Raw genomic sequence first — 9,599 nt, 5'->3', positions numbered from 1 at the left:
AAACTATCTACGATGATCATCAAAAACCACGATGTGATTGGGATAGAAGATTTGCAAGTATCCAATATGTTACAGAATCACAAGCTCGCGAAAGCGATTCAAGAAGTATCTTGGTCACAATTCAGAGCGATGCTTGTGTATAAGGCAGAGTGGTATGGAAAACAAGTTGTCGTGGTATCCAAAACATTCGCCAGCTCTCAACTTTGTTCGCATTGTGGCAACAAAAACAAAGACGTGAAAGATCTAGGGTTGCGTGAATGGAAGTGTCTTTCTTGTGGTATGCATCATGATAGAGATGTCAACGCAGGACAAAATTTGAGAAAAGAGGCCTTAAGGCTTCTAACCGTAGGGACTACGGGGATTGCCTACTCATAAAGCCGAGGGATACTTTGGTGTTCGTAGGAATCCCCCACTTCAAACAGTTCGTTAGACTGTTAAGTGGGGGTAGTTCAAGAACGAGACTGTCCCATACCGCAACTTTATTTCAAGTTTACATTTAATCTTTGCAATCACAATCAAAATCTGAACAATCGGCACAATCTAAAGTGCCACAATCCAAATTTCTCTTTTTGGGGTTTCTCTTAAGATGAAAATTTAGCAATCCGATAAATAGTAAACAAATAACAAAAGCTACTATTGCTTCTGTATACTTTTCATGAAAGATAAAACCAATTCCACTGCCACCGGAAATGAGAATTAGAATTGAATAGATCCAGAACATGTAAATACCTCCGTCGATGTAAAATAGATTTAGGATAGAATCCATATGATACTAGATGAGATAAGTAGTCCCATACCATTACCGCTTAAGATACCAGTAGTTACTCTTAGTAAATTTGTGCTACTTCTCCATTTCCACTTTTGGGTAAATCCATCGATGAATAATGGAATTTGAGCAGAGAAGGATAGTGCTAATGATAGCGTATACGAAGGTGTTATTAAAAAATAAATTGGAAACATAAAGAAACCAATCAATATACCTGTGCATCGTGCACATAAAGGTATGTATTTTTGTAGTTTGAGAAAACTCCTTTCAGATTTTCTGTGACAAGGGATATGTAAAATGATACCTCGAATCACTACGGTTCACCCTTTCTAGTAGTATTTTAAATGATTTGGTAACTAAATTATAGAATTCTTAAACTTCGTAGCATAATTCGTTCCTACTAACTCATCAACCTTCATGAAAAAGGTAAGTATTTTAGGGAGGCTTTACTCATTTTCGAGTAAAGTCTCCCTGAATTTTTAGAGTTCAAAAGATGAATTTCGCCAGTTGTTCACCCCAAGATGATAATTCAGTTTCAATAAATCCAGCCTTCTTATAAGCTAGTTTCGCCGAAAGATTTTTAGGATTATAGCCAATCATAATTAGGGGAATATTTTTATTATTAATGCTTCTTATCTTTTCAATAATGAGAAATATAGCCTGTATACCTAACCCTTTTCCTTGATATTCTTTATCAATCATAAGCCTATAAATCCAAAAATTGTTATCATTAGCGTCTATACCAAACATTGTAAAACCTATTAATTTATTATCAAGATATATACCATTTGCGTAGAAGTTATCTAAAAATTGAACCTGTGCGATAGAATAAAGATTAGAGGCAAGAAATGTACTTTGTTCTTCTTTCACTGATAATCTAGTAGCTTCCTCCCAATTACTTTTATCAATGGGTTTTAAAGTTATTTTGTTCAATATGATACCCCTTTCGAGTGATAGAACCACGCAGTTTTTGGGCTAGTGAAGCGTTATTCCCTCATATTTAAGTCCAAAGAATACTATTTTCTTTTGCATCGACAACGCCTCCTTAAAATTAAGATTTAAACTTCGTAATAATATATTCAATATTATAATATGATTTCTTTTTTATTAGTTATGTTAATGTAGTATAGTGCTATCCTAAGGGGAAGTAAAAAATTACTCTTGATACTAGCACTATTTGTATACTGTAAACGGTTGTTTTTTATCTTTTAAAATATTTACAGTTGTTAAAATTGTTTACATACAAATAAAATCGTTACATTTACAATACAGATGTTTAAAAACATCAGTCATGTTATTCCATAAGAGGGTTATATATTTGAAGATGAACTGGGAATGAAAAGCAGCATACATAGTTAAGGAAACAATATCTAAATGATTAAAGGGAGGAAGAATTATGTCCAATAACGTAAGGCTAAGAAGAGTCATTTTAGATTTAGCAGTTACTTTAGATGGTTTTATTGAAGGGAAAAATGGGGAAGTTGATTGGTGTATCATGGACTCTGATATGGAGTTTATTAATTTCTTAAATCAAATTGATACTATTTTATATGGAAGAAAAAGCTACGATTTATGGGGACAATTTACTCCAGAAATTGAAGATACTGATACTGAAAAAGGAATTTGGGAATTAGTTCATAGTAAAGAAAAATATGTGTTTTCTAGAACGCAAAAAGGGACCGATCATAAAGTAATATTCATAAATGATAATATTATTGAAGAAGTAAATAAATTAAAGAATAAGCCTGGTAAAGACATCTGGCTATATGGTGGAGCAAGTCTTATTACAACTTTTATCAATTTAGGGCTTGTTGATGAATTTAGATTATCCGTTCACCCTGTTATTTTGGGAGAAGGAAAACCGTTGTTTATTGATATAAAACAGAGATTGAATTTAAAGATGGTTCATACAAGAACGTTCTCCTCTGGCGTTGTGCAACTAATCTATCGTTTGAATGGGAATTCATAAGATTGCACATTCCAAAGATAAAATACAATAAATATCACTAGGAAATACTCGTTGTACCATTTAGTTAAAAAGGTAACTAGATGAAAGAGATGATAAAAAATATTTTGTTTGAATATGAAGTATTACACTTAAACTAATGGTGCAGGTTAAGTGAAGAAGAATGGATTGTAGAAAGTCGTTATAAGAGTTGATTTTTTTCTTTGTCACTGTTTCAGATGAAAGAGTTACTATTTGAAGCACGTTGTACCTCATTTATAGTAATAATATTTTATGAATTGGAAAACAATAGTGCTTAGGAAAGGGAGGATTGCGAATGTCTGTGAAAAAGTGGTTAACTGGATCGGTCATTTTGCTTGCGATATTTATAGTTGTGACAAATACAGGCTCACTCAGTGTATTTGCCGAATCCAGCGTCGTAACGCAGCCTGTTGAGTCAGTGGAAATGATTGAGGTCGAGTTGAACGATGATTACTTTAATCCGAATGTCATCACTATTCCGATTGGAAGAACGACAACGTTGATATTGAAAAACCAAGGTAAAAAAGAGCACACCTTCACTGTAGAGAAGCTCAAAATTGACGCCGAAATTCAACCGGGAAAAGAAAAAACAATTACCGTGAAACCGAATGAAACCGGTACATACGAACTGATATGTCGGTACCATTTCCAGAAAGGAATGGATGGAAAAGTAATAGTCAAATAAAAAGCAGGGCCAATCGGGCCTTGCTTTTTTAATAAGCAACGATAACTTACTTATTATTACCCAGACATTATTATAATAGCTAACGTTCCTCCGCATATAGGCAGGATTGTGGAGAAATGGATTTACTAAATCCTATAATCCATTGTAAACTGAATTCACACAATCATTTAAATGATTTATTATAAAATAATTATTTATATATACTGAAATTAATATGAGTATAAATAATAAGGGGGGACCTAACATGACAAAGAGAAATGAAATTAACAATAAAAAGGAATTGTCACTAGAACAACGTGAAGAATTACTTGAAGTATTGAAAGTTCGTTTTGAGAAAAACATGAATCGCCATAAAGGCCTTGAATGGGCTAAAGTCCAAGCAAAGCTGGATGCTAATACTGAAAAACTGTGGTCGCTCAATGAAATGGAAAGAACTGGCGGCGAACCGGATGTTGTTGGGCATGATATAGAGAAGGGCGAATACATTTTTTATGATTGTTCAGCGGAAAGTCCTAAAGGCCGCAGAAGTGTTTGTTACGATCTTGAGGGGCTAGAGTCAAGAAAAAAACATAAACCAGAAAATAACGCTATTGATATGGCAAGTGCCATGGGTATTGAACTATTAACGGAAGAACAATATCGGGCGTTGCAGAATCTTGAAAATTTCGATAAGAAAACGTCAAGTTGGGTGCAAACACCTTCTGATATTAGAGAACTCGGCGGTGCCCTTTTTTGCGATTATCGCTTTGGGCACGTCTTCGTGTATCACAATGGAGCAGAATCTTACTATGCCGTTAGGGGTTTTCGTGGCTCGCTAAGGGTCTAAACTTTGCACAGATAGCTAAATTTGAATTTGAGAATAGATCCACTTAGGGAAACGTTTTAATTTCATTCTTCAACTATCGGGCGCAGTTCTATAGCAAAAATTGTGTTCGATTTGAATACGAGCTGAAAAAGTGGAATAGGTTCGCATTTATAGAATGGAAATGTGAAAAACTGTAAAAAAATAATTTTCTTAAGGATCACAGTACATAAAACTAATAGCATCCGAGCATATTAATAAAATGTTTGGAGGTGGGTTTTATGGATAAAAAAGACTTTCAAAAAATTTATAATGATTACTTACAACAAGGGGAAGACCAAGCTCAATTGGAAGTAGTTGAGGAAGGCGATTCAGGAGTAGAACAAATTGTTGCAGTTCGTAAAAATGATGAGGATGATATTATTGCTTTTAAAACAAGTAGTGGAAGAGAATTAGATTATATTACTGCTCTTGATGAAGCAAAATCAGGGAAGTTAGCTCATGTGGACGTATTTCATAAGTATGGCAGGGATATTATACGTAGTGAACCTGACGGTATTAAAGAAAATAACTTAGATAACTTGCCTTCTTTTTAAACGGATAAACCCAAAGAAGAGAATATTAATTTGGATATTCTCTTCTTTACTTTACTAATTTACTATGAATTTCGTAAACTTTCTGTAAGAAAACCATCAGTTATTCAATTATAGGACGCTTTAATGAGGTAACAAAAAAAGCCCAATTTCTTAATATTTAGACTGTACCTCGAATCGTGGACAATTAAAAAAATCCATGATTTAAAGTGAATCCAAAAAGTTAGACAAATATTCTAAGCAGCTAATAAGGATTGGATCCTGTATTGTACAGGGCTCAATCCTTTTTTGTACTCTCCTTAATTTCTTTTAAAAGTTCAAGTATTTGTTTTTCGTATTTAGATTTTCGTTTTAAATATTGTATAAGGTGTAGAGCGGATAATATCCCTATGAAATATAAAGAAAATTTAGTGATCATATTAATAAATACTACAACTAACGAAGTAATGCCGAGATGCCAATTAAACGGCACAACTACCAGTAAACTTAAAATCAATGCTAACCATATAAGGTTTCTGTTCATTCTCGTTCACCTTCCTTTTTTTGAAAAATCATGCCGTTGTTTTTGATTTTAACACATCTAATATATATACATATTGAGAAAGCAAGCAATTATAATAAAAAGGTTTTGTTAAAGAATTCTGTAGATATTTGATTGAATCAAACAATTGTTCTGCAATATGTGAACGATTGTTTGGAGGGTTTTTCCCTGCGTAAATCGGTAGGTTTAATTGGTGATATTCATTTCGGTACTCTATTCTATTGGAGACATAAGTATTACCTACTAATGGTTTCAATAATATAATTTAACAAAGCAATTTTTTTAAAGGAGTGTTTGATATGAATATAGAACTTCATCAGGAGCAAGAACGAGTGGACAGCGTAATTAGTTGATCAGATGAACAATTTTTTTATATAATTCGTCTTAGTATTGAGCGATAGATGGGAGGGAAGGAAATGAAACCCTATGTACTAGAGTTTCGGGAGATCGATAAAACGAGACAAATCTTGGTCGGTGGCAAAGGAATGAATTTGGCGGAACTATCGAAGATTCATGGAATACAAGTGCCAGAAGGATTTTGTGTTACGACAGAAGCCTATCAAAAAGCCCTCGAACAAAACGAAGCGTTCCACGTATTGCTGGATCAACTAGTACTACTAAAAGTAGAGGATCGAAATCAAATTGGTGAAATCAGCAAGGAAATTCGGAAAATCATTATGGAAGTAGAGATTCCTTTCGATGTTGTGAAAGATGTTACTTACTATCTCTCCCAGTTTGGTGATGAACATGCTTATGCAGTGCGTTCCAGTGCAACTGCTGAAGATTTACCACATGCCTCATTTGCCGGCCAGCAAGACACCTATTTAAATATCATCGGAAAAGAACCCATTTTACAGCACATCAGCAAATGTTGGGCTTCTCTATTTACAGATCGTGCCGTGATTTACCGTATGCAAAACGGATTTGACCACAGTCAAGTGTATATATCCGTTATCATTCAACGGATGGTGTTCCCGCAGGCTTCAGGAATTTTATTTACTGCTGATCCGATTACTTCCAATCGAAAGCTACTATCTATCGATGCTAGCTTTGGACTAGGAGAGGCCCTTGTCTCCGGCTTGGTATCTGCCGATTGCTATAAGGTGCAAGAAGAAAAGATTATCGATAAAATGATTGCAACCAAAAAACTAGCAATCTACGCCTTAAAAGAAGGAGGCACAGAAACACAGCAAATAGAACCCAATCAGCAAAAAAGCCAAACACTTACTGAACAACAAATATTACAACTAGCACGTATAGGAAGCCAGATCGAAGCTTATTTTGGTTGCCCACAAGATATCGAATGGTGTTTGGTTGATGATATATTATATATTGTTCAGAGCCGGCCAATCACTACTTTATACCCCATCCCTGAAGCGAGTGATCAAGAAAATCACGTCTATGTATCTGTCGGTCATCAACAAATGATGACTGACCCCATGAAACCATTGGGGATGTCTTTATTCCAGTTAACAGCTCATCCACCCATGCATGCGGCTGGTGGAAGGTTATTTGTTGATGTCACACATAATCTGGCTTCGCCTGTCAGTAGAAAAAATTTATTAAATGTCATGGGACAATCCAATCCGCTCATCAAAGACGCACTTATGACCGTAGTCAAGCGAAAAAAATTTATAAAATCGTTACCAGATGATGAAAAAATACAAAGTTCCAGTCAAAGTAATAATGGTAAATCTGTGGATTTTCTAACACAAATCGAAAACAATCCGACGATCGTTACTGATCTGATTAAGAGTAATCAAACATCGATAGAAGAGTTAAAACAAAACATTCAAACGAAATCAGGATCAAATTTATTTAATTTTATTCTAGAAGATATCCAGCAATTAAAGAAGATATTATTTAATCCGCAGAGTTTGGGTGTAATTATGGCAGCTATGGATGCTTCATCATGGATCAATAAAAAAATGGAGAAGTGGTTAGGTGAAAAAAACGTAGCAGACACGCTTTCTCAATCTGTACCAAACAATATTACTTCGGAAATGGGTCTAGCATTATTGGATGTCGCAGATGTGATTCGTCCTTATCCAGAAGTAATTGCTTATTTACAACATGTAAAAGATGATAACTTTTTGGATGAACTGGTTAAGTTTGAAGGGGGACAAAAAACCAGAGACGCTATCTATTCTTATCTCAATAAATACGGAATGCGATGTAGTGGAGAAATTGATATTACTAAAACTCGTTGGAGTGAAAAGCCAAGTACACTTGTCCCCATGATTCTCGGTAACATTAAAAACTTTGAGCCGAATGCTAGCAATTGGAAATTCGAGCAAGGGCGACAGGAAGCTTGGAAAAAGGAACAAGAGTTATTAGATCAATTGAAAGAATTACCGGGTGGTAAACAAAAAGCTAAAAAGACAAAACGAATGATCAGCCTAATCCGGGATTTCATCGGTTATCGTGAATATCCAAAATACGCCATGATTAATCGCTACTTCGCTTATAAGCAGGCTTTACTGAAAGAAGCCGAACAACTCGTGCAAGTCAATGTTATTCATGAAAAAGAAGATATATACTATCTCACTTTTGAAGAACTTCGCGAAGTTGTACGCACAAATCAACTAGATTACCAGATCATCAGCAAAAGAAAAGACGAGTACAAATTATATGAAAAACTAACTCCCCCATGTGTTATCACGTCTGATGGTGAAATCATTGCAGGTGAGTACAAACGGGAATATATTCCACCTAATGCTATTGCAGGCCTACCTGTTTCTTCCGGTATTATCGAAGGAAGAGCACGTGTCATCTTAAATATGGAAAATGCGAATTTAGAAGAGGGAGATATATTGGTTACCGCCTTTACCGACCCTAGCTGGACACCGCTGTTTGTATCTATCAAAGGCTTGGTTACGGAAGTAGGTGGTTTGATGACCCATGGTTCTGTCATTGCCAGAGAATACGGTCTTCCAGCAGTTGTAGGTGTGGAGAATGCTACGAAGTTGATCAAGGATGGACAAAGGATCAGGGTGAATGGAGCAGAAGGGTATATAGAAATACTATAATTCATTACATTTAAATCATAAAAGAAGAGCATTCGAATTAAGAGAATCATTGATAACACGGTGCTTTGCGGTCTATGGTAACCTCCTCAGTCACTAGGAAAAATGGGGGGGCAGTAACGGAAGAACAATATTAATGTCTGTTAAGATTATGTTGAAATCGGATCTTCTGTTAAAGTAAGCTATTGTTGAATAAAACTTAGAATTTCAAACGACTTTATTGTTATATTTTTAGTGTAGTAAATTATACTACGTCAAAAATTAAACAACTATATGTTTAACCCCGTCCTAAATTTAGAACGGGGTTATGCTTGTTTGAGCTTGTAAAATTAAATAACATTATTATCATTTTACACTAACAACGGAGGAGAATAGGAAAAGTAGAAGCCAATCCATCCAAAAGGAGCAACATTTCATGCTCCTGTAACAAGTTAAGATATATAGGTTAAAGTGAAGAGAGAATATAACAATATAGTTTACATAATATTATTATGTTAAGGAATAGTAAGTTGGCTATTATTTAAATACTAAAACTCAAACTCATCTCAAGATATGAAGAGAGCGAGAAAATCAGTGTGTAAAAATGTGTGAAGTGAAAATTTAGCATAAAAGCACTTCAAAAAGAACGCTAGTTCGTATATACTGAATACAACTGAAGTAGAAGAAGGGAAGAGAAGCTGATGATTCATAAAGTTGGTCAAATTATGTTATATGTAAATAATCAAGATGAGGCTGTGCAATTTTGGACAGAAAAAGTAGGTTTCCACTTAGTTGCTGATGAAAATAATGGTCAAGGATTTAGATGGATTGAAATTGCGCCAACGGAGAAAGCGGAAACGAGTATTGTTCTACATAATAAGGAATTAATTGCGAAGATGCAGCCTGAATTAAATTTAAGTACGCCATCCATGTTATTTTTCACTGAAGATATCGATAAGTTACATAAAGAGTTTGTAGAGAAAGAAATTACAGTCGGAGAAATTGTAAATATGCCGTCTGGAAGAGCATTTAATTTTGCTGATCACGAGAAAAATTATTTTGCAATTATGGAGAAAAAATAATTAAGAGCATAAATCGATTTGAAATATTGACACGATGTTTTAAAGTTTACTTAGATCCTGTTTTACAGGGTCTTTTTTATTGGTCTCTAATCGATAGGAAAAAATAAAAGAACCAAGATTTGATCCTTCTACTGTATG

The 9,599-nt window shown here is 34.6% G+C and carries 10 protein-coding genes; 7 read left to right on the top strand and 3 right to left on the bottom strand.

What is annotated here, in order from left to right:
• Positions 1 to 375, top strand: a 375-nt coding sequence (locus tag M014_RS0107250; protein ID WP_026591127.1) for an RNA-guided endonuclease TnpB family protein, incomplete at its 5' end; no start/stop codon positions are given.
• Positions 376 to 496: 121 nt separating this feature from the next.
• Here M014_RS0107250 and M014_RS29575 read toward each other — a convergent pair.
• The 3 genes from M014_RS29575 to M014_RS0107240 form a co-directional block, all read right to left on the bottom strand.
• Positions 497 to 721 carry a hypothetical protein gene (locus M014_RS29575; RefSeq protein WP_026591126.1) on the bottom strand — a complete coding sequence of 75 codons (225 nt, stop codon included), beginning with the start codon at positions 719 to 721 and terminating at the stop codon, positions 497 to 499.
• Positions 722 to 750: 29 nt separating this feature from the next.
• Positions 751 to 1,080, bottom strand: coding sequence for a DUF2085 domain-containing protein (locus tag M014_RS28025; RefSeq protein ID WP_081810981.1), 330 nt, complete (start codon positions 1,078 to 1,080; stop codon positions 751 to 753).
• Between the two features lie 172 nt (positions 1,081 to 1,252).
• The gene (locus M014_RS0107240; protein WP_026591125.1) at positions 1,253 to 1,699 is read right to left on the bottom strand and encodes a GNAT family N-acetyltransferase; all 447 of its coding nucleotides are present in this window, start codon (positions 1,697 to 1,699) and stop codon (positions 1,253 to 1,255) included.
• A gap of 463 nt (positions 1,700 to 2,162) precedes the next feature.
• Here M014_RS0107240 and M014_RS0107235 point away from each other — a divergent pair, with 463 nt between their 5' ends.
• The 6 genes from M014_RS0107235 to M014_RS0107205 all read left to right on the top strand — a co-directional run bounded on the left by M014_RS0107235 (position 2,163) and on the right by M014_RS0107205 (position 9,461).
• Positions 2,163 to 2,735 (top strand): dihydrofolate reductase family protein, encoded by a 573-nt coding sequence (locus M014_RS0107235; RefSeq protein WP_026591124.1) that lies wholly within the window; start codon positions 2,163 to 2,165, stop codon positions 2,733 to 2,735.
• 313 nt (positions 2,736 to 3,048) lie between these two features.
• The gene (locus M014_RS0107230; RefSeq protein WP_026591123.1) at positions 3,049 to 3,438 is read left to right on the top strand and encodes a cupredoxin domain-containing protein; all 390 of its coding nucleotides are present in this window, start codon (positions 3,049 to 3,051) and stop codon (positions 3,436 to 3,438) included.
• Positions 3,439 to 3,682: 244 nt separating this feature from the next.
• Positions 3,683 to 4,264 carry a DUF4256 domain-containing protein gene (locus tag M014_RS0107225; protein WP_026591122.1) on the top strand — a complete coding sequence of 194 codons (582 nt, stop codon included), beginning with the start codon at positions 3,683 to 3,685 and terminating at the stop codon, positions 4,262 to 4,264.
• Between the two features lie 257 nt (positions 4,265 to 4,521).
• Positions 4,522 to 4,836 carry a DUF3892 domain-containing protein gene (locus tag M014_RS0107220; RefSeq protein WP_026591121.1) on the top strand — a complete coding sequence of 105 codons (315 nt, stop codon included), beginning with the start codon at positions 4,522 to 4,524 and terminating at the stop codon, positions 4,834 to 4,836.
• Between the two features lie 954 nt (positions 4,837 to 5,790).
• Positions 5,791 to 8,403, top strand: coding sequence for a phosphoenolpyruvate synthase (gene ppsA, locus M014_RS0107210; RefSeq protein WP_026591119.1), 2,613 nt, complete (start codon positions 5,791 to 5,793; stop codon positions 8,401 to 8,403).
• 677 nt (positions 8,404 to 9,080) lie between these two features.
• The gene (locus tag M014_RS0107205; RefSeq protein WP_026591118.1) at positions 9,081 to 9,461 is read left to right on the top strand and encodes a VOC family protein; all 381 of its coding nucleotides are present in this window, start codon (positions 9,081 to 9,083) and stop codon (positions 9,459 to 9,461) included.
• The last annotated feature ends 138 nt before the right edge of the window (positions 9,462 to 9,599 follow it).

The sequence above is a fragment of the Bacillus sp. UNC437CL72CviS29 genome (assembly GCF_000482345.1).
GTDB lineage: Bacteria > Bacillota > Bacilli > Bacillales > Bacillaceae_G > Bacillus_A > Bacillus_A arachidis.
The sequence above is the reverse complement of the archived record's forward strand: the minus strand, read 5'-3'. Positions and strand labels throughout refer to the sequence as shown.

Bases quoted from the DNA above. Each gene is read 5' to 3' on its own strand.
- M014_RS0107220 (WP_026591121.1), top strand. From the start codon at position 4,522: ATGGATAAAAAAGACTTTCAAAAAATTTATAATGATTACTTACAACAA.
- M014_RS0107205 (WP_026591118.1), top strand. From the start codon at position 9,081: ATGATTCATAAAGTTGGTCAAATTATGTTATATGTAAATAATCAAGAT.
- ppsA (WP_026591119.1), top strand. From the start codon at position 5,791: ATGAAACCCTATGTACTAGAGTTTCGGGAGATCGATAAAACGAGACAA.
- M014_RS29575 (WP_026591126.1), bottom strand. From the start codon at position 721: ATGTTCTGGATCTATTCAATTCTAATTCTCATTTCCGGTGGCAGTGGA.
- M014_RS0107230 (WP_026591123.1), top strand. From the start codon at position 3,049: ATGTCTGTGAAAAAGTGGTTAACTGGATCGGTCATTTTGCTTGCGATA.
- M014_RS0107235 (WP_026591124.1), top strand. From the start codon at position 2,163: ATGTCCAATAACGTAAGGCTAAGAAGAGTCATTTTAGATTTAGCAGTT.
- M014_RS0107225 (WP_026591122.1), top strand. From the start codon at position 3,683: ATGACAAAGAGAAATGAAATTAACAATAAAAAGGAATTGTCACTAGAA.